This window comes from Streptomyces sp. NPDC057743 (assembly GCF_042798755.1).
Lineage (GTDB): Bacteria > Actinomycetota > Actinomycetes > Streptomycetales > Streptomycetaceae > Streptomyces.
Map to the genome: position 1 here is coordinate 72,466 of NZ_JBHVJX010000030.1, position 25,129 is coordinate 97,594.

Genomic DNA, 25,129 nt, shown 5'->3' on the forward strand with positions numbered 1-25,129 from the left:
CCCACACAAGATCGCCCGCAGCGACCATTGCCAGGCACTCCCTGACCTGCGGTTTCAATGTCTGTCAGGGGCTGGTCCAGGCGCCGCATACCCATTAGGACGCGGTGGAATCGCGCCGCAATTCACGGATAACGACCATTACGTAACTGGGGGCAATGTAGACCACACATCAACCAGAGGTCTCGTAATGGATCAGCAGATCGTGCAGGTGAAGATTCACCCTGCCATAGGCGTGGCCCGGGTCGGCAACAGCGATGCAACGCCCTTCATCGGCCCGGAGTCGCCGGACCAGCCGCCGCTGCAACTGGGCTCCTACAAGGACAGCAACGGCAAGATCATCAAGCAGGCGGCCCGCTTCCGGCTCTACGGCTACAACGCGGCCGGCGACGTCGTCCGGGAGCTGAAGCTGGGCGAGGAGGGCGTCACCCAGATCGCGTGGACGGCCCACCTCGCCAACAAGAAGGCCGCCTGGTACCAGTTCCACATCCCGCTCGACATCCCCGAGGCCGCCAACCTCTCGGACGCCAAGCGGAGCCGGCGGAACGCCGACGTCAAGGGCGCCGACCGCAAGAAGCTGGTCATCGACTCAGGCGCCAAGACCCTCACGGCCGGCGAGAAGAACACCGTCGTCTTCGAGGGCAAGATCATGACCAAGACGGTCGGCCTGGGCACGGCGCACACCGATGGGGACGGCCGGCTCGTCATCGCCGGCGGCAACGGCGTATCGGGCTCCTGGACCACCCCTCCGAAGGAGATCAGCGGCGTCGCCAACAACGACTCCTGGTACGACAACACCTCCGACGGTCCGATCACCGCCAAGGTCACCGTCAACGGCGCAGTCATCGACGCGGCCCCGGCCTGGGTCGTGGTCGGCCCGCCGCACTACGCACCCGGCGTCAAGACCATCCGCACCCTCTACGACCTGCTGTACGACGTCTTCGCCACCGAGAAGACGCTGGAACTGGTGCCGCAGATCTCCTACCCCGAGCACATCGAGCCGCTGTTGGCCCGGTTCTGCGAACTCCAGTGGGTCAACCACGGCTTCGCCACCCAGTTCGGCTGGGACGGCCCGCACCACTTCCTCGACCCGAAGATGCGCAAGCGGCTCAATGACCCCGGTGAGATCAGCCGCGACCTCCGTCGCCAGATCTACCACCAGATGCGCGACTACGACCGGGACAGCGTGTCGCCCGTTCCCTGGCCGTGGCTCTACGGCGACGCCATGTCCGGCGGCAAGGCCACCTCGGTCCGGGAGTTCCTGACGCTGTCCCCCACGCAGGACTGGTTGCTGGCCCAGTGGGCCGAAGGGCACTTCACCCCCGGTCCGCCCCGGACCGGATACCCCAACGTGGACGCCGCCCCCGTCGCCCAACAGCCCGGGCTGCTCGACCAGGCGGCGCTGGACAACTGTGCCGCCGACGCCTTCCACCCCGGCAGCGAGGTCACCTGGCCGATCCGCCACAAGACCATGTACTCCGAGCCCTTCCGCATCCTGCACCGCAACCCGGACCAGCCCGAACGCGACTACGGCGACGTGCTCAGGGACACGGACCTGTACAGCAAGGACGGGCCGCTGTACGCCCAGGGTCCCGGCGACCTCACCCGCTGGATGGCCGCACCCTGGCAGTGCGACACCGCGAGCTGCCGCATGGGCTACGCGGAGCGCGGCGGACTCGGCCCCCGCTACAGCCCCTTCGTGCCCACCTTCTGGCCCGCCCAGATGCCCAACCACGTGCTGACGGAGAAGGACTTCAACACCGTCAACACCACGCCGACCGGCGACGACAGCGCCCGTGAGAAGGCGTTCGAGAACCGGGCGGTGTGGCTGCGCGGGCTGCCCGGGGTGGAGATGAACAAGCAGCGCGAGAAGATGATCGAGATCTGGTGGCAGTTCGGCATCGTCGAGCCGCGCGAATACACCGTGGGCGACGGCAAGTTCCCCGCGTACATGCAGGTCGAGTCCAAGCCCGGCTACGGGGCGGTGCCCGACCACGCCAACCTCATCAACATCCAGGTACCCGAGGCCGGCGTCCCGCAGCGGGCCGCGGCGGCCGGCACCTGGCGCGGCGCCATCTCCGCGGACGAGGTCGAGAGCGCGCTCGTCCGGCAGGCGGTCGAGGAAGTCAAGGAGCTCACCGGCTACGGCGATGCGGAGATCGCCGCCGGTTACCTGGAGAAGCTCGACCCCTTCCACGAAGCACCGTGACACCGGCACCCGCCCACGACGTGCTGATCGCCGGCGGCGGACCGGCCGGTTGTGCCGCCGCGCTCGCCCTCGTACGGGCGGGTCGCCGGGTGCTGTTGGCCGACGCCGGGACCGGGCCGCCCAAGGTCGGCGAGGCGCTGGTCTCCGTCGCGCGACTGCTCCTGACCGACCTCGGCGTCGACCGCTCCGTCCTGGACACCGGACATCTGCCCTGCCACGGAAACCTCTCCGCCTGGGGCTCGTCCGCACTCCACGGGGTGGACGCGCTCCGCGACCCCTACGGCCACGGCTGGCACCTGGACCGCCAGCTCTTCGACCAAAGGCTGCGTGCCGCCGCCCGTACCGCGGGCGCCGAGGTCGTCGAGCGCACCGTCGTCCGACGCCCGGTCCGGCAACCGGACGGCGCCTGGCAGGTCCCGCTGCGCGACCGCGACGAGCGGGGCGCCGAACGCACCGTCCGCGCCCGGTGGTTGATCGACGCCACCGGGCGGGGCGCCGCGCTCGCCGTCCACGCCGGCGCCCGCCGCCGGACCACCGACCGGCTGACCGCCCTCCACCTCCTCCTCGACCCGGCCCCGGACGCCGTCACCGACGGCCGCTCGCTGGTCGAGTCCGACCAGGACGGCTGGTGGTACACCGCCCCACTGCCCTCCCGACAGCGCCTGGTCGCCTACTTCACCGACCCTGACCTGCCCCTCGCCGCCGCCCGCGGCGCCGAGGGGTTCCACGACCGGATGCTGGCCACCCGCCACATCTCCGGCCGGGCACGCCCGCACGGCCGCCCCCCGCTCCGACCGCCCCGCCGAGCACCCGCGCACACCGCCCACCTGGACCGGGTGCACGGGGACGGCTGGACGGCCGCCGGCGACGCGGCCGCCGCCTTCGACCCGCTCAGCTCCCAGGGCATCCTCACCGCCCTCTACACCGGACTGAGCGCCGGCGAGGCCGTCGACGCCCAACTGTCCGGCGACCCCACGGCGTTGGCCGGCTACGCGGAGCAGGTCGCCACCGCCCGTGCCGCCTACGAGTACGGCCACCGCGCCGTACACGCCCAGGAGACCCGATGGGCCGACCGCCCCTTCTGGGCCCGGCGGCACCGCACCCCCAACCCCACCAAAACGAAAGGCAGTTACCCGACATGAACACCCCCGCCCCCTCGCCCCAGCACGGCGGTCACGAGCACATCCACCGCTTCCTCATCCTGGGCAAGGAGAAGCTGTTCTTCTACCACCTCGCCCTCTACAACCCGGACCTCGGCCACCACTACCAGGCGGTCTTCACCTTCCAGGTCGAGGACGGCGGCGCCTTGAAGCAGATGTACCTGGAGGACCTGAAGAAGAACGAGGACAAGCGGGTCTACTACGCCGTGCGCTGCCCGCACCACTTCGAGCTCCCGGAGCTCCAGAACGGCCTGGACTTCAACGTCTACTTGGAGCGGGTGGTGGTCAAGGAGGACGGCAGCCGCGACTTCCAGCAGATGACCCCGGCCGAGGCGCCGCCGGTGCCGGTGAAGTGCCGACCGGAGGACGTGCTGTACTTCCGGGACCTGTCGGACCGGCCCCTGCCCTACCCCCAGCACCTCACCTACCTGGCGTTCGGTGCCGGCAAGGAGGTCCACCTCGCCCACGAACTCGCCGAGCGCCCGAACTGGGACGAGGTCATCACCGTGGCCACGAAGCAGACCATCAACGACGAGACCCTGAAGAAGGTCCCGCCCCTCGTCATCGAGTCGATCAACGACCCCAAGGGCGTGATCAAGGAGAGCCTGCTGAAGAAGGGCCAGCAATACCAGGGCAAGATCGGTGGCAGCAACCTGACGGTGGACTTCATCGTCGGTCGCCAGGGCTGGTGGAACCACACCAGCCTCAACACCGCCTGACGGACGCCGACGCCCCCGGTCGCCCCGGCTCGGGCCTGCGGACCCCCAGCGGCCCGAGCCGGTGGCTATATGACTGCCCATCAGGACAGGTTCTTCTCGATCGCGGAGATGTAGCGCTTGATCGAGTGGTCCCGAATTCCGGCCGTGGCGGGCGCGAAGGCGTCCGCGGTCAACCCCTTGGCCCGGTCCGTCAGACCGCCCAACAGGCCCATGGACTCGTGCACTTTGCCCCCGGAGTCGATGTAGCGGAGCGCGTCGACGTGGGTGAAGACGGGCTCGGGCGGCAACTGCGGCACGATGTCATCGTTGTTGACGAAGCGGTACATGCGGTTGTTGAAGCCCTTGTTGTACGCATCCGCCAGGAAGCGGTCACAGGTGCGGGGCTGACCGTAGGTGTAGACCCCGTCCGCCTGGAGCCGAGGGTCCTCCAGGTACAGCCGCGCGCCGGCGAGCATGGCGAGCGCGCCGCCGAGGCTGTGGCCGGTGAACCACACCGTCTGGTTGTTGGTGCGCAGTGCGGCCAAGGCGTCCTTGACGCTCGGGAAGATGGACTGGAGGGCCTCGGCGAAGCCGTAGTGCACATAGCCCGTCGCGGCCGGCCCCGGCCACGGCGGCGTGCTGGCGTCCGACAACCAGTCACGGATCTCCGCCGGCTCCGTCCCGCGGAAGGCGGTGATGATCATGTGGTCGCTGGCCGCGGTGTACGCCTGGGTGTCCTCAAGCGGGAACGGCGGGGTGAAGCGCGTCTGATGGTGGCGAACCTCGTCGAAACCCCAGTCACGGGCGCGGGATTCGATCGTGGCCTCGTCCTTGTAGGCCAGATCGGACGCCTGGGCCAACCAGTACGCCAGGGGGAGGCTGTACCCGGCGGATGCGTGATGGTCGATCGCGGTCGGTGCGGACATGCGGGCTCCTTTCGCTGGGCGGTGACGGCCCCGTACCGGGGCAGAGCGCTCCAGTCACTCCAGTACGAGACCGGTCCCTTCGTAACGGCCGGTGCCTGGCCCGCCGCCTCGCCGCGCCCGGACTTCCCCCGAACGATTGGCCATTGGCCCGGAGGGCGCGCTCACCGCCCGCTCACAGCCCGGCGCCGCCCGCGGCGTCGATGACCCGCCCGGTGACCCACCGCGCGTCGTGCGACGCGAGGAACGCCACGATGGCGGCGACGTCGTCCGGCTGGCCGACCCGGTTCAGCACGGACCGCCCCGCGATATCCGCCTCGGCCTGCGGATTACCGCGCAGCCAGTCGGCGTTGACGTCGGTGTCGATGACTCCGGGGGCGACCCCGTTCACGGTGATGCCCCGGGGGCCGAGTTCCTGGGCCAGGTTGCGGGTGAAGTTGTCGAGGGCGCCCTTGGTGGCTCCGTAGGCGATGGCCTGTGGCATGGCCCGCTGGCCGGCGGTGCTGGAGACGTTGATGATCCGGCCGCCGTCGCGCAGCCGCTTGAGTCCCTCCCGCACGACGAAGAACGGGGCTCGGACGTTCACCGCGAAGACCTCGTCGAACTGGTCCTCGCTGAGTTCGGGGAGGCTCGCGAGCATCCCGATACCGGCGTTGTTGACGATGATGTCGACGGCCGTGCCCGTCCCGGGCGCATGCTCCCCGATCCGTTCGTCGAAGGCCGACCACAGGGCGGCGGCGTCGCCACGGTGGCCCAGCGGGGCGTGCAGCGCGACGGCCTGGCCACCGTCCTTGCGGATGCGGGAGACCACCTCGTCCGCGGCCGTCGCATCGCGGGCGTAGGACAGCGCGACCAGCGCACCGTCGCGGCCGAGGCGCTCGGCGATGGCGCGTCCGATGCCCCGGCTGCCGCCGGTAACCAGCGCGACCTTGCCGGCGAGCGGCTTGCTGTTCCTACTACTTCCGTTATCAGTCATGGGAGTTGGCCTCCTCGGCTTCGGTGACTTCGTGGACTTCGTCGGATTCCTGGGTTCGCCGCGGGGCACGGATCCGGCATCCACCGGGGTGCTCCGATGGCCAGGACGGTATGGCCTCACATGGGTGTGAGGGTCAAATGCGAGCCGTCCGCCTGGGCGTCGCCCCGCCGTGCGGCGCGTCGCGGTGTTGCCCCGTTGGGTCGGCGAACTGCCCACCGACCGGCCGCTGGTGTTCGCCGCGCTTGGCACCGTGCTCCCCATGTGGCACAAGCGCAAGGGAGAAGGTGGCCTTGCCGCCTACCTTGGTGCCGGGCGGCGGACCAGTGGTAGGTAGACGTTGTCGACGATGTCTGTGATGGCGTCGTCGGTGACGGGGGTGCCGAAGATGAGGAACTCGTTGCGGAGCAGGTCGGTCGCTACGGTGGCGCGGCGCGAGTCCAGGATCCAGGGTTCGATCTCGCCGCGTTCGACGGCGCGTTCCAGGATGTTGCGGAGGGAGGCCGGGCCGGCGGTGTGGAGCCGTTTGCGGATGAGCGTGGCGAACTCGGGGTCGCGCGTCATCTCGGCCAGCAGGCCGCGCAGGATGCCGCCGAGCGGGCTGGCCATCTTGGCGGCGAGCTGCCGCATCAGGGCGATCACATCCTCCCGCAGGGCGCCGGTGTTGGGCATCTCGATCTGCGAGAAGCCGGCCAACGCGCAGGCGTCCACGACGAGTTCGGCCCGATTGGACCAGCGGCGGTAGAGGGCGGCCTTGCCGGTGCGGGCGCGGGCGGCCACCCGTTCCATCGTCAGTGCGGCGTAGCCGGTCTCGCTGAGTTCCTCCAGCGTTGCCATGAGGATGGCGTTCTCCAGCTCCGCGCCGCGGCGGCGGGGGCCCTTGCGGTGGTCGGCGGTGGGGTCGGCGTTGGGTGACAGCGTGACTCCTGAAGATCTCCGGTAGAGGCCATTGCGTTCCCTATGGGGGCAGTCTATGCTCCGATTTAGAGAACTAGGCGTTCTTTAACGGTGAGAGATTTCGATGCGGAGTGGACCGATGACCGAGACCACCGCAACGCCCCAGGCAGCGGACGCACCCGCCTTCCCGAACGACCGGACCTGTCCGTACCGGTTACCGGACGGCTACGCCAAGCTGCGGGACACCCCCGGTGCGCTGCACCGGGTGACCCTCTACAACGGCCGCCAGGCATGGGTGGTGACCAAGCACGAGGCCGCCCGCCAGCTGCTCGCCGACCCGCGCCTGTCCTCCAACCGCACCCACGCCAGCTTCCCCGCCACCTCGCCCCGCATCGAGGCGATCCGGGAGAGCCGCCAGGCGTTCATCGGCATGGACCCGCCCGAGCACGGCCCCAAGCGCCGGATGACGATCAGTGAGTTCACCGTCAAGCGCATCAAGGCCATGCGCCCCGAGGTCGAGGAGATCGTGCACGGCTTCCTCGACGAGATGCTGGCCTCCGGCTCACCCGCCGACCTGGTCAGCCAGTTCGCGCTGCCGGTCCCGTCCATGGTGATCTGCCGGCTGCTCGGTGTGCCCTACGCCGACCACGACTTCTTCCAGGACGCCAGCAGGCGCCTGGTGCAGGGCGAGAGCGCGCAGGCCGCGGCCGCCGCGCGGGACGACCTCAGGCGCTACTTCGACGGGCTGATCACCACGTTCCAGGCGGAGCCCGGCCCAGGGCTCATCGGCAGCCTGGTGGCCGAGCAGTTGGCCAAGGGTGAGATCGACCGCGAGGAACTGGCCTCCACCGCGATGCTGTTGCTGATCGCCGGCCACGAGACCACGGCCTCGATGACCTCCCTCAGCGTGATCACCCTGTTGGAACACCCCGACCAGTACGCCGCCCTGCGGAACGACCGCAGTCTCGTCCCCGGCGCGGTCGAGGAGTTGCTCCGCTACCTCGCCATCGCCGACATCGCGGGCGGCCGCGTCGCCCTGGCCGACATCGAGATCGACGGGCAGACCATCAAGGCCGGAGACGGCGTGATCGTCACCAACTCCATCGCCAACCGCGACGCCTCGGTCTACGCGGACCCGGACACCCTGGACGTGCGCCGCTCCGCCCGTCACCACCTCTCGTTCGGCTTCGGAGTGCACCAGTGCCTGGGGCAGAACCTCGCCCGCCTGGAGCTGGAGGTCATCCTCACCGCGCTGCTGGACCGCGTGCCGACGCTCCAACTGGCCGTTCCCGTAGAGGAGTTGACGCTGCGCCCGGGGACCACGATCCAGGGCGTCAACGAGCTCCCGGTCACCTGGTGAAGGAGAGGAGGGAGAGGACGGCGAAGCGGGCGTCTGGTGGGGGAGCGAAGGGAAGGAACGGCCATGGCCATGAAGGTGAGTGCGGACAGGGCGGTCTGCGTTGGTGCCGGATTGTGTGCGCTGACCGCCCCCGGGGTCTTCGACCAGGACGACGACGGCATCGTCACGGTGTTGGCGGTCGAGCCCGCCGAGGGTGATCGGCCGGCGGCGCGCGAGGCCGGTTTGCTCTGCCCTTCGGGCGCCGTGCGCGTCGTCGAGGAGGCCGAGGACCGCAGCCCGATGGGCTAGGTCTGTCCGATGGGGCAGGGTCGGAACGGCCCTGGGGTTACCCCTTCTTCGCGTCAGATCCACCCCTTCCGTGCCGCGTACAGGGCGAGTTGGAAGCGGGTGGTGGCGCCGGCCGCGCGATTGAGCTGTTCCAGCTGGCGGGACAGGGTGCGGCGGCTGATGCCGAGGAGTTCGGCGAGGGATTCGTCGGTGATGCCGCTGCCGAGTAGTTCCAGGATGCGACGTTGGACCGGGCGGAGCGCGGTCGGCACCCGCTCGCCGAAGTGGAGGGGGTAGGCGGAGCGCCATGAGGTCTCGAACAGGCCGGTGAGCGCGCGTAACAGGCTGGAGGGGCGGACCAGCAGCATCGAGTCGTTCACCTCGGCGTCGCCGAACGCCAGCGAGACGATGGCCAGGCGTTGGTCGAAGATCGCCAGCTTGACCGGCAGGGACTGGAGGACCCGTGCCTGTTCGCCGGCCGCGATGCACGGCCTGATGTTGCAGGCGTAGTAATCGCCGTTCTCCACCGCGGACTTGGAGTAGACGACGCGGTAGGCCACGCCGCGCTCCAGGTTGCGGATCTCGATCGGGTTGGGAGTGCCGCCGGTGTGCCACGGCGGCGTGTCGAAACGCAGCACCTCGGTGGAGGCCGCGTCCTCCACCTGCATGATGCGTTCGACGATCTGCTGGCCGGTGACCACTTCGACGAGGTGGTCGGTGGCCTGTGGGTGCACCTGGCGACGGTAGGTGCGGTAGGCGTCCATCGCCGAGAGATGGGCTTGCTGAAGCTCCGCGGTACGGGAGTTGGCGAGGTGGCCCAGACCGAGGGACGGGTCGATCGGGGCCACTCCGGAACCGTCGGGACCGTGACTGGAGGCCAGGCCCAGGTGGATGAGCCGGGCGAGGGCGCGTTCCGTGACGGTGCGTGCCTGGCCGAGCCGCCGGGCCAGCGCCGTCGCCGTGGTGGGGCCGGCGTCCAACATGGCCAGATAGGCGGCGGCTTCGGCCTTGGACAGGCCGAGCCGGAGGAGCGGGGCCGACCGGTCGTCATCGCTCATGAGTAGCTCATGGGTAGCTCGTGGGGGGTAGGGGAGCTTTGGCGGTGCGCGAGTGTGGGGGAGCGGGAGGAGAGGGGAGAGGAGGGGGTCGGTAGCCGGGTCAGCTCAATTGGCCGTCGTAGTCGGGCAGTTTGAAGCCCTTCTCGTAGTGTCCGCCCTCGAAGTCGGTGCTGCGATTTCCGACGTTGGCGATGAGGGTGTATCCCTCGGACTCGTACTTCTTCCGGCAGCCGAGCTTGACCTTGGCCTTGCCCGGGCTGTCACCGTCGGGCTTGAGGCAGAGGCCGTCCACGGTGTAGCCGGCCGAGGTGAGTTCGCGGGTTGTGGCGTCCTGCTTGTCGGGGCTGCGATACGAGGCGAACAGCACGGCGGCACCGTGCTCGTGCGCGTATTCGGTCGCCTTGAGGATCGCCTCGATCGGCTTTCCCCGGTCGTAGTGGGTCGCCAGCGAGGTGTTGTCGATGTCCAGGACGACGGCGGGCTTTTCGCCGCTCTTCCCACCGGAAAGACGGCCTTTCAGGTAGTCCTGCAAGGATGCGGCGATCGGTGCGATATCGCTCAGCCATTGGCTCTCGCTCGGCAGCTTGGCGGGGTGGGGCGCCGCCTGCGCCGTAGCGGGGAGGGCCATCATCATGCCCACCGCCGGGCCCAACAGCACCAGGGCGCGCTTCTTACCCTTGACCATGTTCTCGGTCATGTCGTCCATCACTCCTTTTGCCTGTGGTCTCTTTCCTGAACGCCCAGGCCGTTCCTGCCTCCTGCGCGTGATCGTCCAGAACAGTGGTACCTGAATCGGCCGTCGCGTAGTGTCCAGATCGCGCCATTGGCCGCGATGGGCGCGTGATCCGTGCCCTATTGCCTTCGCCGGTCCGCTGCCGTTCTTCTGGGGTTTCTCCGCCGTTTGCGCGCGATTCTCGGTTCCCGAACACCCCGTCCCGCCCGCTGCGTTCTGCCCCATTCCGTCCGGCTGTCAAGCGAAATGACCGAGCAACTCCGCTGGCAATGTGGGGATATCGACGGGAATGCCGTCGGCGCGCAGCGATGCGGTGGCGGCGCAGCCGGCGGCCACCGCCTGCCGTGCCGCGATAGGTGAGGTCAGCGTGGGAATTCCGGTACGGACGAAGTCCACGAATTCGGCCACCAGTTGCGGGTCGGCGCCGCCGTGGCCACCCTCTTCGGAGGGCACCTCGACGACGAGATCGGCGTCCTCGCGGTAGCCGCTGCGCCGGCTGTTCCAGACCTTCACCACCGCACCCTCGGTGTCGCCGAAGTTCTCCATCCGGCCGTGGGTGCCGATGACGGTGTAGTTGCGCCAGTAGTCGGGGGTGAAGTGGCACTGCTGGTACGTGGCGAACACGCCGTTGTCCAGCCGCATGTTCATCATCGAGAGGTCCTCGACGTCCACCACGTCATGGAGGCCGGTCAGCGAGGTGGGCGGCCAGTTGGCGTCCGGGTCGTACCACTCGGTCATGGTCCGCTCGCCCTGACCGCCCCGCGCCGCGATGCCGCCGTAGACGGTCAACCCGCCCATCGCCTGGGTCCGCACGGTGTAGCCGCCGGCCAGCCAGTGGATCACGTCGAGGTCGTGCGCGCCCTTCTGGAGCAGGAGACTGGTGGTCCGCCGCCGGTCGGCATGCCAGTCCTTGAAGTAGAAGTCGCCACCGTGGCCGACGAAATGGCGGCACCAGACCGCCTTGACCTCGCCGATGGTGCCCTTGACGATCAGCTCCCGCAGCGTCCGGACGACCGGCATGTGCCGCATGTTGTGCCCGACGTAGAGCCTGGTGCCGGTGCGACGGGCCGCTTCCAACACCCGGTCGCAACCCGCCGTCGTGATGGCCAGCGGCTTGTCGACGAACACCGCTACGCCGGCCTCCAGGAACGAGCTGGCCAGCTCCTCGTGGGTGTCGTCCGGTGTGGTCAGCAGGACGCCGTCCAAGCCTCCGTTCGCGCCCCGGTCGAGCAAGGGGCGGTGGTCGGCGTAGTGGGCCGCCTCCGGGTACAGCTCGCGGCTGCGCTCCCGACGGGCCGCGAGCGGGTCACACACCGCCACCACCCGCGCCGGCAGGCCCCGCTCCGCGACATGCCTGCCGAGCGTTCCGCGCAGACCGAGACCTACTACGGCCAGCCGGAGGTTGCCGTGGGTGCGTGGTGGGGAGGGTTCCTGAGGACTGGGCAACGTCAACTGCCTTTCCGGCGTGGGGGTGTGGGGGAGGGTGGGGAGAACGCGAGGCGTGCGCCGCGACGTCGGGTCGCGACGGTCCGCCTCGACAGGCGCGTACGGTTGTCACCCTCGGGGTGCGGCGGCCATGCTGGTGAGAGGGGGTCCGCCGTCCCAAGGAGCAGAATGCCGCGCACGCAGGGGGCCGGTTCACCGTTGCCGCCCGAAGACCGCACGCTGTCGCCCTTCACGGGATACGGCCGCGCCCACTGGTTGGCCCTTGCCGACCAACTCCTCACGGACGTACATCGGTTCGCCTCTCCCTCCGGCGCGCGCATCGTGCTGCCCGGCCGGCCCTCGGTGTCGGGCACCGGCTCCGACCAACTCGAAGGCTTCGCCCGGACGTTCCTGCTGTTGGCCTTCCGCACGGCCGGCTGCGGTGGGGAAGCACCCGCGGGGCTGCTCCAGTCGTACGCCGAGGGTATCGGCGCCGGCGTCGATCCGGGACACCCCGAGGCGTGGCCGTCACTCGACCGGGCATGCCGCCAGACGCTCGTCGAGGCGTGCTCGCTCGCACTCGGGCTCCATCTGACCCGGCCGTGGCTGTGGGATCACCTGTCAAGTTCCATACGGGAACGGACCGTTGAGTGGTTCCAGGGTGTGTGGGGACTGTCGATACCCGACAACAACTGGCATATGTTCCGGGTGATCGTCGGCGAGTTCCTGGCGAGCGTCGGCGGCGGCCATGACCGTGCCGAGATGGCCGCCGACCTCGCGCGGATCGAGGAGTTCTACGTCGGCGACGGGTGGTACCGCGACGGCGGTCACGCCGACACCGCGGACAACTTCGACCACTACAACGGCTGGGCCCTGCACACCTACCCGCTCCTGTGGACCCTGATGGCCGACCCGCACGCGACGGACCGGGCGGCCCGTCTGCCGCTGTTCAAGGCACGCCTGCGACGGTTCCTCGCGGACTACGCGCTGTTCTTCGGTGCGGACGGAGCCCCCATGCACCAGGGCCGCTCGCTCATCTACCGGTTCGCGGCGGCCACCGCCCCGTGGTTGGGCGCGCTGGTCGACGCGACACCGCTCAGCCCGGGCCAGACCAGGCGCCTGGCCAGCGGCACCCTGCGGCACTTCACCGAGCACGGGTTCCGCGACCGGAACGGGATCGCCACCCTCGGCTGGTACGGGCCGTACCCGCCCATGGTGCAGCGCTATTCCGGCCCGGGCTCGCCCTACTGGCTCGCCAAGGCCTTCCTCGGCCTGCTGCTCCCGGCGGACCATCCGTGTTGGACCGCCCCCGAGGAGCCGCTGCCCGTCGAACGCGAGGACCGCATCCAGGCACTGCCGGCCCCCGGCTTCCTCCTCTCGACGACCCGGACCGACGGCATCGTCCGCCTGATCAACCACGGCAGCGACCACCACGGCATCGACCACTTCGCAGGGAACGGTCAGGGCGGTACGGCCGGGGATCCGCACTACGCGCGGTTCGCCTACTCCACGGCCACCGGCCCGTGCCACGCCAACGCCCACACCCAGGCCGCCCACCACAGGCACCAACCGGACAACCACGTGGCGCTCGACCACCCGGAATTCGGTCTGTCCGGCCGCGCCCGCATCCACCGTCGGCACGTCCAGGACCGCTACGCCGCGTCCTGGCACCGCCCGACCTGGAACGGTCGTACCGACCCCGAGGCCCGCATCGAGACCGCGAGCGTGGTCTGGGGAGCGTGGGAGCTCCGCGCCCACCTGGTCGACGCGCCCCCGCACCTACCGCTGTACGACAGCGGTTGGCAGATCGCGGGGGAGCGGCCCCCTCGCGTCCGGTCCGTCGACGGCGTGGCCGCCGCCACCACGGACGACGGCCTCACCAGTTCGTTCGTCTCCCTCGCCGGCCACACCGAGCTCGCCGTGGCGACCGCCGAAGGCACCAGCGCCTTCGGCCGGCATTCCGCCGTTCCCCACGCCACCGGCCGGCGCACCACGGCACGCTCCGTACATGTCGCCCTCGTCGGCCTCACCGGCCGTGGCGCGGACCCCCACCCTCCTACCGTACGATGCGACATCAACGGGACGACGGTCAACGCCCGCTTCCCCGACGGCACTTGGGTCTTCCTCGCCCTTGGGGAAGAGCCTGGCCAGTCGCCGTTGGTGGGAGGGGAGCGGCTGGCCGGGTCGGTGCGCTATGCCCGACTGTCTCCGGGGGAGCGGCCGGTGATCGTTCCGGGGGTGGGGTAGGGCTCGCTGAGTACGTCGACCGCGTGCCCGGCTCCGACCGCACCCCAGATCCCCAACCCAATCCCCACCAAAGGTCAATCGGGGAGGAGAAACGATAGGTCTCGCAAACTGCCCATTTTCATCCATTCCATGACGCCTTCCCTGTGGCTGGATATCGGGTGCGTCTCGGAGTGCGGGATGCGGATCGCGTGGCGTCTCTTCGCCCGTACGATGCCCGAAACTCCGTTCCGTCCACATCTCCCCCGGAAGGCCATCGCGGAATGCCCGTCTTCAGACGCCGCAAAGGCAGCCGTCCCCGCTTGCTCCCCGAACTCGACGACGTCGCCCTCGGGCGCGTTCGCAAACGCGTCGAGACCTGCTGGGACCGCGGTTCGCTCGATACGGCTGTCATGGCCCTGATGTCGGACATCCTGGACGATGCCGGCGAGGACTGGGACCGCAAGGCACACCGCCTCCGCGTCCTGGCCGCATCCGCGGGGCGGGCACTGCCGGGCATCTGGCGGGAGCACAACCCGCGCAAGCAGTCCGCCGTGTTGCTGCATGCCTGGTCGGAGCTGTTCCAGGCGGGCCAAGAGGGCTCCAACGTCGACCTCGACGCGACCCGGGAGAGCTGTCGATTCGCGGCCGAGCTGGTGCCCGCCGACCCCACGCCCTGGGCGATCTACCTGGCAACGCTCCGCCTGGAGCGGTGGCCGTCCACCGAACTGTCGGCGGTCTGGCGGGAGATCAAGGCCCGCGACCCGTGGAACCGGGAGGCCCATCTCCAGGCCCTGGGGTACCTCTCGCCGGACGAGTGCGGTTCCAGCGGTCAGGTGCTGGACCTGCTCGACAGCGTTCGCGCCATGCCGCCGAACGCCCCCGCGGCCGGACTGGAGCTCACCGCGCTCGTCCGCAGTCACCAGCGCGCCATGGCCCCCGGTGGGGTAACCGCCCTCGGCGCGGGGGAGTTCTGGCGGCGCCATGACGCCGTCACCGTGCTCGACCACGCCGCGCACTACTGGCTCAGCCCCGGCTTCCTCCACCACGCGCGGGCGCTCGCCGACCTGAACCTGCTGGCCTACGCGCTGATCAAGGCCGCGCGGCCGGGCGAGGCCGCGAAAACGCTGCGCGCCACCGGCGGCGTCGCGACGCCTTGGCCGTGGAACGCGGAGGGCGAGCCGCTGGAGCGTTTCGCGCATCACTACGGTCGCGCCTGCGCGGAGGACTGACGGGGGCGTTGCGTCCCTGCTGGTCTCGCTACTGGTTGACTGGCGGGGGACCGTCGCGTCCCTGGCGGGCGCGTGTCTGTGGTCGTACCCGCGTGTGCCAGGGGCGCGGGTCGCGGAAACAGGCTCCCCACCAGCCGCTTCCCGCACCCCACCGCCCGAACTGCGCCCGGGGCGCGCTGGATCACGCATGCGACCCATAGCCGGAACGAGTGGAATAACCGACTCGTTCCCCTAGCTCCCGAATGTCCCCATCGCTCCCAGGGCATGCCTTCCGCGGAAGAGCGTTGGGAGACCCGCATGCGTAACACCGCCAGCACCGGCCGCTCCGTGGCGACCGGGTGCGGCCGCGGGCGCATGCTGGTGTTCGTGGCCCTGTTGGCCCTGCTCTTCACGGCGTTGAGCGCCCCTTACTCCGACGCGCTGTCGCCCGGCGCCGGGAAGTGCACCGCTTCCGCCGAGACCGCCGACGGCGCCGCCACCGGTCCCGCGGACCGGACCTGCGACCCCTCGGCGCACCTGCTGACTCGCTCGCGGAGCGAGACGCACCATCACGGCAACGGCTTCCGCCGGCTGTCCCACGCGACGGCCGGCCATCTGCGCCCCCACGTTCCAACCGGGCCGAACGACAAGGCGGTTCGGGAATCCCGGGTGTTGAACTCCCTGGTCGCGCCCGAACGCGCTGCTTCCTGGGCCGTTCTCCCGGCCGCCACCGGAGCGCCCTCCCGTGTGACCGTTCTGCGCTGCTGAGCGGACCCGGCCGCGCACATCCCCCAGCCCGCCTTCCCCACGAAGGGGGCCAACGGGGCGCCGCCACCTGCCACTTCAGCGTCCACGACCTCAGCACCGCAGGAGTTCCGGCATGCCCGCCGACATCTTCGCGGCCCTCGGCGCCCTCGTGCGCGCCGAGGCTGCCCGCAACGCAGCCCGACCCGAGCCCCGTACCCCCACCCCAACCTCCACCCCAACCCCCGCTACGCCGCCAGGCGATGCCAGATCCGCGCCGCCGCAACCCTCGACCGCTTCCGTGCCAGGCAACCAGGGCGACCCGTCCACATCCGCGCCGACAACGCCTTTGGCCCCGGTCCCGGCCCCCGTCCAGGCTGTCTGGCGCCCCCGCTCCCGGCGGTCCCGCAAGCTCCGACTGCTGTGGTTGCTAAGGGTGTTGCGGGCCTGCGCCGGCTGCGTCAGTGGGCGGCGACGAACCGACTCCGCAGAGCCCCGCGCGACCGAAGGCCATCCCGCGCCGGACTCCTGACGGGCCTCCTCCCGGGCCCACCGACGACGGCCTGGCGGCGCAGGCGTCGAGCGAACCTCGATGCCTGCGCCAGGCGATGGCGCAGTCCGAGCAGCACTTCATGAAGGGGCAGTGGCCCAACGGTTCTGACTGGCAGGGGCTGTCTGTTGGTCGTTTTGGGGAAGTCGGCTACCGTTCCGCGGAAGCAGAGGGAGGGGGCCTGGATGGGAAGCCGGGTATCTCGTCATGCGTCTTGGGCACTGGCACTGGCACTGTTGGCGTCAGCGGCCGTCGGGTGTGCGCGGGATGCGGAGGAATCCGTGGCGTCGATAGGCGGTCCGCGTTCGGCGTGCGCGTTGCCGGTGACGTTCGAGGTGGTGGGGGTCTGGAAGGCGAAGCCGTTGGAACCGGACGACTCGGCCTCGTGGTACCACTTCTCCAATACCTGCAAGCTCGAACTGGGGACGGGGAAGGAAGCGGTGGAGCTCACCGTTGACGCCGACTCCCTCAAGGGCGACAACCCTCGCAAGGTGGTGGGTGACCACGATGGCGAGGGAGCGACCAACCTCTATGGCGAGTACATGCACAACCGGCACGTGACCGAGTCGATGACCGTCGCCGGACGGCCGGCAGCGGAGATGGACTACGAGCTTCAGCCCCCAAGCGCCTTTGACCCCAGCATCTGGGTCCGCAAGCTCGCGGTGGTGGCGCCGAAGGACACCATCGTGCTGGAGGTGAAGAGCCATGGCCCCGGCGGTGAGGAACGTACCCGTCGGGTCTACGACCGGGTGAAGTCCACCCTGCGCGCCGCCTCCTGACACGACCTCGGCTGGTCTGGTGAGCGGGGACGAGCCGGGCCGGTGGCTGTGGCCTCACTCGGGAAGGCAGGCCACCGAGACGTTCGGTGTCGACGAAAACCCTTTGCCGCCCGGGGCGTTCGCGCCGATCCTGGTCAGCCGGAGGTGGTGAGGATGGTGGACGAGATGGTGCTGACGCTCAGTGCGCGCGATCTCCTGACGGATGATCTGGCGGCGTGCGGGTGGTCGGGGTCCGCCCTCCATCTTCGGTCCGTTGCCGAGCAGTTGCGGCGGGCCGAGCTCGGCGAGGTGGACTACTTGGCGGTCTGCCCGTCCTCGGGCGTGCCGGTGGCCATCGGGGGAGTGGACTACGGGCTTCGTGAAGCGGTGGGCACGCTGTGGCAGTTGGCGGTCCATCCTGCCTGGCAGTCGTGCGGGGTCGGCAGCTTCCTGATTCGGACGGCGGAGGAGCGGATCAGACAGCGCGGCCTCCGTCGGGCCGAGCTCGGGGTGGAGGAGGACAACCCCCGGGCACGGGCGCTGTACGAGCGACTGGGCTATGTCGCTTACGGCCGGGAAGCTGATGCCTGGGACGAACTGGCTCCGGACGGGTCGGTGCGCCGCTACGAGACGATGTGCACGTTGATGCGGAAGGAACTCCCCTGAAGGCAGGGGGGTTTGGGCTCTCCTACAGCGGCAATGGCGGCCCATGGATCGAGGTCGCCACCAACTTCCGCAACATCGCCATCCCCTGTTCCTCCTTCCCTTCGCTGAAGGGAAGGGAAGGAGGAACAGGGAGCCTCGCCGGTTGTCAGTCTTCCACCGGTACCGGTGCGCCCGCCCGTGCCGACGCGTAGCCGGCCTTGACGATCCGCAGGAGGCGCAGGCCGGCTTCGGCGTCCGAGACGTTCACCTCGCCCTTGCGTGGTCCGAAGAGGAACGTGCGCAGCATGCGCTCGTCCAGGTCGACGCCGTAGGGGAGTTCGAGGCCGGTGCCGCGGCGTTCGCTGAAGCCGTGGACCTTCTGGTCGAAGGCGTCCATCTCCAGGGTTGCCCGCTCGCCGACCACGGTCATGTCCAGGCCGCCCCAGGAGTGGTGGGAGCGGGGGTGGGACCAACTGCAGTCGATGGTGGCCACGACGCCGTTGTCGTACGTCACGGTGACCAGGCCGCCGGTCTCGACGGTGGCCTTGCCCTCGTAGAGCAGGTTGTTGGTCTGCGCGTACACCTCGACGGCGCGGGCCCCGAACAGGTCGTCGAGGAGGTCGGCGAGGTGCACGGTGTGGTCCATGAGGGCGCCGCCGCCGGCGAGTTCGGGGTCGGCGAACCACTGGCGCAGGTGGCTGGGCAGGTGGCCGTTGTTGGCGCCGGTCACGGTGAGGACGCGGCCGGTGTCGCCGGAGGTGACGGCCCGCTTGACGGCCGCGTACGCGGGGCTGAAGCGGACCGGGTGGGCGATCGAGAGGCGCACGCCCGCGGCGCGGCAGGCGGCGAGCATGGCCTCGCCGTCGGCCACGGTGGTCGCGAGCGGCTTCTCGCACAGCACGTCCACGCCGTGTGCGGCGGCGAGTTCGACGAGGGGGCGGTGGCGGGCGTTCTCGGAGCAGACGATCACCGCGTCCGGCTGCCAGGCGAAGACGTCGTCGAACGTGGCGGCGTAGGGGACGTCGAGCGAGGCGGCGAGATCGCTGCCGCGCACCTCACCGGGTGCGGCGCCGGCGGTGTCCGGGTCGCTGGCGAGGACCTCCACGCCGGGCATGTCCCGCAGCAACTCCAGGTACGTGGCCGCGTGGACGTGGGCGAACGACAGGACGGCGACCTTCATCGCGTGACCTCCTTGAGCTCGACGGCGCGGCCGGTGCGGCTGGATTCGAGGGCGGCCCGCGCGAGGCGCACGGCCTCGATGCCGTCCTGGGCGGTGACGCGGGGCGACACCATGGCGTCGTCCCATGCCGCGGCGAACTCGCGGAGCTGGCTGAGATAGGGGCTCTCCGTCATGGGCGTCGACGGGATGCCCTCGTGCGCGGTGCGGGCGTCCTGCGCGGTGATGCGGAAGCCGGGCGCGGCGGCGGAGTCGTGGCGCAGCAGCCCCTCGGAGCCGGCGACATGGAACGTGGTGCGGAACGGCTGGTCGGGCAGTCCCCACAGGCCGGAGACGTGGGTGAGCGCGCCGGAGGCGTGGGTGAGCACGACCGTGGCGGTGACGACGTCGGCCGGGGCGTCCGTGCCGTTCCCGGCCTGGGTATCCGCGAGGCGCTCGGTGCCTCGGGTCAGGGCGTGTACGCGGACCACGTCCCCCGCGACCCAGCGGGCGATGTCGAGGTCGTGCAGCATGAAGTCCATGAGGATGCCGCCGGATTGGGCGGGGTCGCCGAGCCAGGGGGCCCAACGCGGCCTCGCGCTGCTCCGGGTGAAGCGCAGCACGGCGAGGTCGCCGAGCTCGCGCTGGTGCACCGCCTTCCGCATGGCGGCGTACGCGGGGAAGTAGCGCACGACATGTGCCGGTTGCAGGCGGACGCCCGCTGACTCGGCCGCTGCGCCTATCTCCTGGGCGTCCGCCACCGTCAGGGCTAACGGCTTCTCGCACACGACGTGTTTGCCCGCGGCGATCGCAGCGAGGGCCAGGTCCTTGTGGGTGGCGGTGGGCGTGCAGATGTCGACGGCGCGGCAGTGGGCGAGGAGTTCGTCGAGCGTGCTGGCGGTGACGTCGTGGCCGAGCGCGGCGTACTCGGCGGCGAGCTTCTCCGCCGAGTCGCCGCGGCTGTACACGCTGACGGTGGCGCCCAGTTCCAGCCAGCCGTCGAGGTGGGAGCGGGCGATGGCGCCCGCGCCGAGCAGGCCGATATGAAGCGGTGACATCGAGGTTCGTGCCTTTCTCTCTACGTCAAGATCAATTGTGCCGTGGGCTGGAGTGACGGTGGCTTTGATTTCTCCGACCCGCTTGATGTGGGGCGCGGGGCACAGGGCAGCGGGGCGCGGTGAGCCTCCCCCTGCCGGGCGGCCCACGCCTCGTGTGCGGGGCGTCTCCCGGCCCGGTGGCCGAAGGGTGTCCGTCGACGTTCGGATTCCGTTAGGGAAGTGGTGCCGGGGTGCGTCCGGCGGCGGTTCGGCCGCCACGGTGGACCGGGATCGGCGCCGGGACCGGGCGGACCGGGAACGGATCGGGTGCAGCGCGCGAGGAGGAGACCCGTGGTGGATGGTTGCGGCGGCGTGGTCGTGCCGGCGGTGAAGTGGTGAGCGCGGAGCGCGTCGTGGGGGTGCTGGTGGCGGTGGCACTGGTCGGGTTGTTGGTGGCCGGCGTCAAGTTCCGCGACCGGTTCTGATTCCGGGACCGCTGCTGAATCTGACGTGGCGGGGGCGGGGCGGCGCGATATGGCCCGTCCGGCGGATCTTGTGACCCATGGCTCACTAGGCTGCGACGATGGAACGCGCAACCGATGTGCCCGAGCGCCCTGACGAGTCTGCGGACGCGGCCCGGGTGAACGACTACGACAGCTTCGCCGAGGCGTACTCGGCGGACAACGAGTGCAGTCTCGTGAATGCGTACTACGCGCGACCCGCGATGCTGGACCTCGCCGGAGACGTGTCCGGTCGTCGCATCCTGGACGCCGGCTGTGGCTCCGGCCCCCTCTCCGCAGCGCTGCGCGACCGCGGCGCCGTCGTCACCGGCATCGACGCCAGCGCGGGAATGTTGGCACTGGCCACGCGACGGCTCGGTGCGGACGCGGACGTGCACCAGGTCGACCTTCGCGACCGCTTGCCGTTCGACGACGGCGCGTTCGACGACGTGATGTCTTCGCTGGTCCTGCACTACCTGGAGGACTGGGGGCCGACGCTGGCCGAGTTGCGGCGCGTGCTCAGGCCCGGCGGCCGGCTGATCGCGTCGGTGGACCACCCGGTCGTGGCCTACACGATCCAGGAACCTCGGCCCGACTACTTCGCGACCACCAGCTATACCTTCGACTGGACGTTCGGCGGGCAGACCGTCCCGATGAAGTTCTGGCGCAAGCCGTTGCACGCGATGATCGATGCCTTCACCGCCGCGGGCTTCCGCCTTGCCACCCTCAGCGAGCCGCAGCCGGACCCGGCCGCCCGTGAACTCTTCCCCGACGGCTTCCGCGACCTTTCGGCCAAACCCTGCTTCCTGTTCTTCGTTGTCGAGGTGCCGCTTTCGGACACTGGCTCGGTCAACTAGGGCCTGTAGGGCGTCTTGTCGCAGCAGGTGGGTCGGTCATACCGCCACCGCCACCGGCGCCGCGGAGATCCGTCAGAAGCGCCCTAGTCGTCGCCCAAACCCGCCTCTTCGAGGTCCAGGCTGCGTTGGAGTCTGCGGCGGGTGGTGTCGCTGATGTGGTTGTCCGCGTACAGGCGGTGGAGTTGGGCGGATTCGGCCGCTATCACGGTGCGACGCAGTTCCCGGTAGGTGGCGGCCGAGGCCCATGGGGTGGGTGTGGCGGCGTCGTCCTGGTCGGCGTCGGCCTGGTCGAGTCGGGCCAGGAGGCCGCGCCGTAGTTGGTCTATGACCGGGGCGGGCGCGGCCTCGGCCGATTCGAGGTCGTCCAGGCAGCTCAGGCCCGCCTTGGCGAGGCCGGCGCGGGCGCGGGCCTCCTCCCGGGCGGTGTGTTCCGGCTCCAGCGCGATCCCGGACCAGCGCACGACCGGTGCCAGGGTGAAGCCCTGGAGGACGAGGGTGAAGACGACCACGCCGGTGGTGAGGACGAGGACCAACGGGCGGTGTGGCAACGGGCCGCCGCCGTCGGCGGTCAGCGGAATGGACAGCGCGGCGGCCAGCGGCATCACGCCGCGGGTGCCGGCCCAGGAGACCACCGCGGGGATGCGCCAGGTGACCGTGCCGTTGCCGCGGCGCCGCTGCATGATGGCGGACAGCGGCAGGACCCCGAGGAGCCGGACGGCGAGCACCGTGCCGGCCACCGCGAGCAGCCCCAGCGGCCAGGCCCGTTCGTCCGGCGTCAACTGGCGCACGAGCGGAGGCAGTTCCAGCCCGATCAGGGCGAAGACGACGCTCTCCAGGAGGAAGACCACGGTGCCGTAGACGGCGTGCACCTGGAGGCGGATGGCGGCGTTGGTCAGCTTGTGGCCGGTGCTGCCGAGCACCACCCCCGCGACCACCACCGCGGTGACGCCCGAGGTGTGCAGGTCCTCGGCGAGCACATACGCGGCGTACGGGGTGACGAGGGCGATCACCGTCTCCAGTATCGGGTCCTCGGTCCGCCGCCGGATCAGCGCGACCACGCCCGCGACGGCGCCGCCGACCAGCGCCCCGCCGCCGCCCAACAGCAGGAACTGGCCGCCGGCCGAGGGCAGCGTGACCGCGTTGGCGGCGACCGCCGTGCCCACCGCGACCTTGAAGAGCACCAGGCTGGTGGCGTCGTTGAAGAGGCTCTCGGACTGGACCAGCACCTGTATCCGCGGCGGCAGCGCGATCTTGCGTCCGAGGGCGGTCACGGCGACCGGGTCGGTGCTGGCCAGCACCGCGCCCAGGACGAACGCCATGGTGGGGGAGAGCGGCGTGACCGCGGAGGCCACCACGCCCACGGCCGCCGCGCTGGCCAGCACCAGACCGAAGGCGAGGACGGTCACCGGCCGCCACACCAGGCGCAGTTCGCGCCACGGGATGTCCTCGGCGGACGCGTACAGCAGTGGCGGCAGCACCACCACGCTGATCACTTCGGGCGCCACCTGGATGTCCCGAAGCCAGGGCAACAGGCCGATGAGCACCCCGCCGACGACCAGCAACGAGGGGGCGGGGATGCGCCAGTGGCGGGCGCCGGTGGCCACCAGGGTGGCGAATCCGACGAGGAGGAGGATGGCAGTAAGTTCGGTCACACGCTCGTCTCTCGGTGGCTTCGGCCGTCAAGGAACCGCCGCCGACCAGACTTCCCGGCACTCCGCAAGGAAACCTATCGGGTTTTATCGGGTCTCTGCCACAGTTCCTACGCGCCATGTGTCCGCATGCGCGGCCGCGGTTGAGGGGGCGTCATGGCGGGGCCCCGGGACGGCAATCCGCCCCGGGGCCCCGCGAGTTCGGCCTCAGCCCTGCCCGGCCTTGCCGCCGTGGTTGGCGTTCTTCTTGCGGCGGGCTCTCTTCTTACGGGCGCGCTTGGACATCGGTACGGATCCTTTCGGAGTGTCGGTGGAGTGCGGGAGCGCGGGAGTGGCCGTCAGGCGTGGTGGGCGACGAGTTCGTCGGCCAGCTTGCTCAGGCGCTTGACGGTGCGGTCCTCGGCGGCGACGGGTGCCGGGTCGACGCGCTGGTCGCGGTCGTAGTAGGCGCCGTTGACGATCTCGACGGCCGGGTCGCAGAGCCGGACCACATGGGTCGCGCCCTCCGCCGCCGGGCCGCCCTCGACGCCGTAGAGCGGCAGCAGACCGGTCTCGCAGACGCCCGGGTGGACGGAGACGGCGGCCACGCGCGGGTCGGCGGCGAAGACGGTGAGGGCGAGTTGGGACTGGGCGTAGGCGGCGAGCCGGGAGTAGCGGCGGGCGCGCTGCGGGTCGCTCCACTGGATGGAGGCGGTGCGGTGCAGCGAGGAGGAGACGTTGACCACGCGGCCGCCGACTCCGCTGGTGATTGCCGGCTCCAGCAGGCAGGTCAGCAGGTAGTGGGCGAGGAAGTTGACCTGGAAGGCGAGTTCGTTGCCGTCGGCGGTGAGGGTGTGGCGCTCGGGCGCCGCGGTGGCGGCGTTGTTGACCAGCACGTCCAGGTGCGGGTGGTCGGCGACGACCCGCCGGGCCAGCGCCTCGACCTCCTCCAGGCGTGCGAAGTCCGCGCCGAGGCCGATCAGTCGGGCGGCATCCAGGCCCGACGTGGCGACGAGCGCATCGGCCGCCGCCAGGGCTTCCTCGATGGTCCGGCCGTGCAGCAGCACGGTCGCGCCGCGTTCGGCGAGCTGCCGGGCGGTCTCGTAACCGATGCCGGAGGTGGCCCCGGTGACCAGGACGGTACGGGAGGAAAGGTCGAAGACGGACATGATTCCTATCTGGGTTGGGACGAAGGAAGGGAGGGGTGCGCCGCGTCCGGCTATGCCGGAGTCGCTGCCGCAACGGGCGGCAGCGAACGGGCATGGCCGTGCGGAGGCACGGAAACGGGGCGCCCGAGCGGATCGTGACGCCCCGTGAGGATCCGGAAGACGGCTCAGAGGGAGGCGGAGCCCTCCGGGCAGCGCGGCGCACGACACGGGGCCGCCGGATGAGGCGGGCGGTCGAGCAGGAGCCAGGCGCTGTTCACGCCACCATCAAATGCCGGGCCGGGCACGGTCGCAAGCACTCCCGGCCCCTCTTGACGCCGCCCTGATGACCTGCGGCGCGACGGCCGGAAGGCACCGCCCGGCCGGCGCGCCGATCAGAGCGCCACGGCCGCCAACAGCACCAGCGCGAGCAGCAGGACGGTTCCGCCGGCGGCGATGAACGCGCGCTCCATGCCCAGGCGTTCCCGGTCCCGGACGACGACGGTGCGCGGATCGGCGGGGTCGTAGTGGAGGAGCACCCGGTCACCGTCGATCAGCGGACGGCGGGACGTCGACGCGACGGGGCAGACCACCTCCATGACCCGTTCGTCGTCCGTCACGAACTGGAGCAACGGGCGCGGCCGGACCGGCTCCTCGGCGCCCCGGCCCGGCGCCTGCATGACCAGGGCCGGCACGCACACACCGGTCCGCTGCACCCGGCGCACGTGCCGCAGCCCGTACACCCCGGCGAGCAGGGCGAGCGCACCACCGAACGCGGCGAACACCGCCAGCACCGCCACTCCGTCCATCGCGCGCCTCCTTCCGGATTCCCCGTGCCTGGCGTTCCGTTCCCGCCCCGGCCTGACTCGTCGGACGACAGGGCCTAGGTGTGTTGTTCGGAGAGGTTGGTGACGCGGCTGGCTGGGGTGTGGCCGCCGATTCCGGTGTGGGGTCGGTGGTGGTTGTACCAGTGCA

22 protein-coding genes are annotated in these 25,129 nt (G+C 70.4%); 11 read left to right on the top strand and 11 right to left on the bottom strand.

Annotated features, from left to right (window positions below):
• The first annotated feature begins 187 nt into the window (after positions 1–187).
• Genes ACFVFQ_RS29080 through ACFVFQ_RS29090 form a run of 3 tightly spaced genes read left to right on the top strand, consistent with a single transcriptional unit; the run spans position 188 to position 4,085 of the window.
• On the top strand, positions 188–2,206 hold the full coding sequence (locus tag ACFVFQ_RS29080) for a LodA/GoxA family CTQ-dependent oxidase (protein ID WP_383421543.1): 2,019 nt from the start codon (positions 188–190) through the stop codon (positions 2,204–2,206).
• Positions 2,203–3,348, top strand: coding sequence for an NAD(P)/FAD-dependent oxidoreductase (locus ACFVFQ_RS29085; protein WP_383421546.1), 1,146 nt, complete (start codon positions 2,203–2,205; stop codon positions 3,346–3,348). The genes ACFVFQ_RS29080 and ACFVFQ_RS29085 overlap by 4 nt, the downstream gene beginning before the upstream one ends.
• On the top strand, positions 3,345–4,085 hold the full coding sequence (locus ACFVFQ_RS29090) for a hypothetical protein (RefSeq protein WP_383421549.1): 741 nt from the start codon (positions 3,345–3,347) through the stop codon (positions 4,083–4,085). The genes ACFVFQ_RS29085 and ACFVFQ_RS29090 overlap by 4 nt, the downstream gene beginning before the upstream one ends.
• Positions 4,086–4,165: 80 nt before the next feature.
• Here ACFVFQ_RS29090 and ACFVFQ_RS29095 read toward each other — a convergent pair whose 3' ends face one another.
• From ACFVFQ_RS29095 to ACFVFQ_RS29105, 3 genes are all read right to left on the bottom strand, one after another.
• On the bottom strand, positions 4,166–4,990 hold the full coding sequence (locus ACFVFQ_RS29095; protein ID WP_383421552.1) for a lipase family protein: 825 nt from the start codon (positions 4,988–4,990) through the stop codon (positions 4,166–4,168).
• A gap of 172 nt (positions 4,991–5,162) precedes the next feature.
• Positions 5,163–5,963, bottom strand: a complete 801-nt coding sequence (locus ACFVFQ_RS29100; protein WP_383421555.1) for an SDR family oxidoreductase — start codon at positions 5,961–5,963, stop codon at positions 5,163–5,165.
• Between the two features lie 297 nt (positions 5,964–6,260).
• A complete protein-coding gene (locus ACFVFQ_RS29105) occupies positions 6,261–6,797 on the bottom strand; it encodes a TetR/AcrR family transcriptional regulator (protein ID WP_383421558.1) in 537 nt (178 codons plus the stop codon).
• A gap of 199 nt (positions 6,798–6,996) precedes the next feature.
• Here ACFVFQ_RS29105 and ACFVFQ_RS29110 point away from each other — a divergent pair, with 199 nt between their 5' ends.
• Positions 6,997–8,217: a cytochrome P450 gene (locus ACFVFQ_RS29110; RefSeq protein WP_383421561.1), complete on the top strand. Its 1,221-nt coding sequence runs from the start codon at positions 6,997–6,999 to the stop codon at positions 8,215–8,217.
• A 69-nt stretch (positions 8,218–8,286) separates the two neighbouring features.
• Positions 8,287–8,505: a ferredoxin gene (locus ACFVFQ_RS29115; RefSeq protein WP_383421620.1), complete on the top strand. Its 219-nt coding sequence runs from the start codon at positions 8,287–8,289 to the stop codon at positions 8,503–8,505.
• Positions 8,506–8,558: 53 nt separating this feature from the next.
• Here ACFVFQ_RS29115 and ACFVFQ_RS29120 read toward each other — a convergent pair whose 3' ends face one another.
• The 3 genes from ACFVFQ_RS29120 to ACFVFQ_RS29130 form a co-directional block, all read right to left on the bottom strand.
• Complete coding sequence (locus ACFVFQ_RS29120) at positions 8,559–9,542, bottom strand: helix-turn-helix domain-containing protein (protein WP_383421564.1); 984 nt, start codon at positions 9,540–9,542, stop codon at positions 8,559–8,561.
• A 100-nt stretch (positions 9,543–9,642) separates the two neighbouring features.
• On the bottom strand, positions 9,643–10,248 hold the full coding sequence (locus ACFVFQ_RS29125; RefSeq protein ID WP_383421567.1) for an HAD family acid phosphatase: 606 nt from the start codon (positions 10,246–10,248) through the stop codon (positions 9,643–9,645).
• 264 nt (positions 10,249–10,512) lie between these two features.
• Positions 10,513–11,721 (bottom strand): Gfo/Idh/MocA family protein, encoded by a 1,209-nt coding sequence (locus tag ACFVFQ_RS29130; RefSeq protein WP_383421570.1) that lies wholly within the window; start codon positions 11,719–11,721, stop codon positions 10,513–10,515.
• Positions 11,722–11,889: 168 nt separating this feature from the next.
• Here ACFVFQ_RS29130 and ACFVFQ_RS29135 point away from each other — a divergent pair, with 168 nt between their 5' ends.
• The 5 genes from ACFVFQ_RS29135 to ACFVFQ_RS29155 all read left to right on the top strand — a co-directional run bounded on the left by ACFVFQ_RS29135 (position 11,890) and on the right by ACFVFQ_RS29155 (position 17,852).
• A complete protein-coding gene (locus ACFVFQ_RS29135) occupies positions 11,890–13,947 on the top strand; it encodes a DUF2264 domain-containing protein (protein WP_383421573.1) in 2,058 nt (685 codons plus the stop codon).
• 260 nt (positions 13,948–14,207) lie between these two features.
• Positions 14,208–15,155, top strand: a complete 948-nt coding sequence (locus tag ACFVFQ_RS29140) for a hypothetical protein (protein WP_383421576.1) — start codon at positions 14,208–14,210, stop codon at positions 15,153–15,155.
• A gap of 297 nt (positions 15,156–15,452) precedes the next feature.
• A complete protein-coding gene (locus ACFVFQ_RS29145) occupies positions 15,453–15,902 on the top strand; it encodes a hypothetical protein (protein ID WP_383421579.1) in 450 nt (149 codons plus the stop codon).
• Positions 15,903–16,613: 711 nt separating this feature from the next.
• A complete protein-coding gene (locus tag ACFVFQ_RS29150; RefSeq protein WP_383421582.1) occupies positions 16,614–17,207 on the top strand; it encodes a lipoprotein in 594 nt (197 codons plus the stop codon).
• A 153-nt stretch (positions 17,208–17,360) separates the two neighbouring features.
• The gene (locus tag ACFVFQ_RS29155) at positions 17,361–17,852 is read left to right on the top strand and encodes a GNAT family N-acetyltransferase (protein ID WP_383421585.1); all 492 of its coding nucleotides are present in this window, start codon (positions 17,361–17,363) and stop codon (positions 17,850–17,852) included.
• 145 nt (positions 17,853–17,997) lie between these two features.
• Here the strand turns inward: ACFVFQ_RS29155 and ACFVFQ_RS29160 are convergent, their stop codons facing one another.
• Positions 17,998–19,011, bottom strand: coding sequence for a Gfo/Idh/MocA family protein (locus tag ACFVFQ_RS29160; RefSeq protein ID WP_383421588.1), 1,014 nt, complete (start codon positions 19,009–19,011; stop codon positions 17,998–18,000).
• Positions 19,008–20,045: a Gfo/Idh/MocA family protein gene (locus ACFVFQ_RS29165; RefSeq protein ID WP_383421593.1), complete on the bottom strand. Its 1,038-nt coding sequence runs from the start codon at positions 20,043–20,045 to the stop codon at positions 19,008–19,010. The genes ACFVFQ_RS29160 and ACFVFQ_RS29165 overlap by 4 nt, the downstream gene beginning before the upstream one ends.
• 562 nt (positions 20,046–20,607) lie before the next feature.
• Here ACFVFQ_RS29165 and ACFVFQ_RS29170 point away from each other — a divergent pair.
• Entirely contained in the window at positions 20,608–21,381 is a 774-nt protein-coding gene (locus ACFVFQ_RS29170) for a class I SAM-dependent methyltransferase (RefSeq protein ID WP_383421595.1), read from the top strand.
• Positions 21,382–21,464: 83 nt separating this feature from the next.
• Here the strand turns inward: ACFVFQ_RS29170 and ACFVFQ_RS29175 are convergent, their stop codons facing one another.
• The 3 genes from ACFVFQ_RS29175 to ACFVFQ_RS29185 form a co-directional block, all read right to left on the bottom strand.
• Entirely contained in the window at positions 21,465–23,033 is a 1,569-nt protein-coding gene (locus ACFVFQ_RS29175) for a Na+/H+ antiporter (protein WP_383421598.1), read from the bottom strand.
• A gap of 335 nt (positions 23,034–23,368) precedes the next feature.
• A complete protein-coding gene (locus ACFVFQ_RS29180) occupies positions 23,369–24,178 on the bottom strand; it encodes an SDR family NAD(P)-dependent oxidoreductase (RefSeq protein WP_383421601.1) in 810 nt (269 codons plus the stop codon).
• A gap of 371 nt (positions 24,179–24,549) precedes the next feature.
• Positions 24,550–24,963: a DUF3592 domain-containing protein gene (locus tag ACFVFQ_RS29185; protein ID WP_383421604.1), complete on the bottom strand. Its 414-nt coding sequence runs from the start codon at positions 24,961–24,963 to the stop codon at positions 24,550–24,552.
• Between the last annotated feature and the right edge of the window lie 166 nt (positions 24,964–25,129).

Coding starts and splice junctions, on each gene's coding strand:
- ACFVFQ_RS29185 (WP_383421604.1), bottom strand. CDS start 24,963: ATGGACGGAGTGGCGGTGCTGGCGGTGTTCGCCGCGTTCGGTGGTGCG.
- ACFVFQ_RS29110 (WP_383421561.1), top strand. CDS start 6,997: ATGACCGAGACCACCGCAACGCCCCAGGCAGCGGACGCACCCGCCTTC.
- ACFVFQ_RS29140 (WP_383421576.1), top strand. CDS start 14,208: ATGCCCGTCTTCAGACGCCGCAAAGGCAGCCGTCCCCGCTTGCTCCCC.
- ACFVFQ_RS29150 (WP_383421582.1), top strand. CDS start 16,614: ATGGGAAGCCGGGTATCTCGTCATGCGTCTTGGGCACTGGCACTGGCA.
- ACFVFQ_RS29160 (WP_383421588.1), bottom strand. CDS start 19,011: ATGAAGGTCGCCGTCCTGTCGTTCGCCCACGTCCACGCGGCCACGTAC.
- ACFVFQ_RS29165 (WP_383421593.1), bottom strand. CDS start 20,045: ATGTCACCGCTTCATATCGGCCTGCTCGGCGCGGGCGCCATCGCCCGC.
- ACFVFQ_RS29180 (WP_383421601.1), bottom strand. CDS start 24,178: ATGTCCGTCTTCGACCTTTCCTCCCGTACCGTCCTGGTCACCGGGGCC.
- ACFVFQ_RS29170 (WP_383421595.1), top strand. CDS start 20,608: ATGGAACGCGCAACCGATGTGCCCGAGCGCCCTGACGAGTCTGCGGAC.
- ACFVFQ_RS29115 (WP_383421620.1), top strand. CDS start 8,287: ATGAAGGTGAGTGCGGACAGGGCGGTCTGCGTTGGTGCCGGATTGTGT.
- ACFVFQ_RS29145 (WP_383421579.1), top strand. CDS start 15,453: ATGCGTAACACCGCCAGCACCGGCCGCTCCGTGGCGACCGGGTGCGGC.
- ACFVFQ_RS29090 (WP_383421549.1), top strand. CDS start 3,345: ATGAACACCCCCGCCCCCTCGCCCCAGCACGGCGGTCACGAGCACATC.
- ACFVFQ_RS29100 (WP_383421555.1), bottom strand. CDS start 5,963: ATGACTGATAACGGAAGTAGTAGGAACAGCAAGCCGCTCGCCGGCAAG.
- ACFVFQ_RS29125 (WP_383421567.1), bottom strand. CDS start 10,248: ATGGACGACATGACCGAGAACATGGTCAAGGGTAAGAAGCGCGCCCTG.
- ACFVFQ_RS29135 (WP_383421573.1), top strand. CDS start 11,890: ATGCCGCGCACGCAGGGGGCCGGTTCACCGTTGCCGCCCGAAGACCGC.
- ACFVFQ_RS29120 (WP_383421564.1), bottom strand. CDS start 9,542: ATGAGCGATGACGACCGGTCGGCCCCGCTCCTCCGGCTCGGCCTGTCC.
- ACFVFQ_RS29095 (WP_383421552.1), bottom strand. CDS start 4,990: ATGTCCGCACCGACCGCGATCGACCATCACGCATCCGCCGGGTACAGC.
- ACFVFQ_RS29105 (WP_383421558.1), bottom strand. CDS start 6,797: ATGGCAACGCTGGAGGAACTCAGCGAGACCGGCTACGCCGCACTGACG.
- ACFVFQ_RS29080 (WP_383421543.1), top strand. CDS start 188: ATGGATCAGCAGATCGTGCAGGTGAAGATTCACCCTGCCATAGGCGTG.
- ACFVFQ_RS29155 (WP_383421585.1), top strand. CDS start 17,361: ATGGTGGACGAGATGGTGCTGACGCTCAGTGCGCGCGATCTCCTGACG.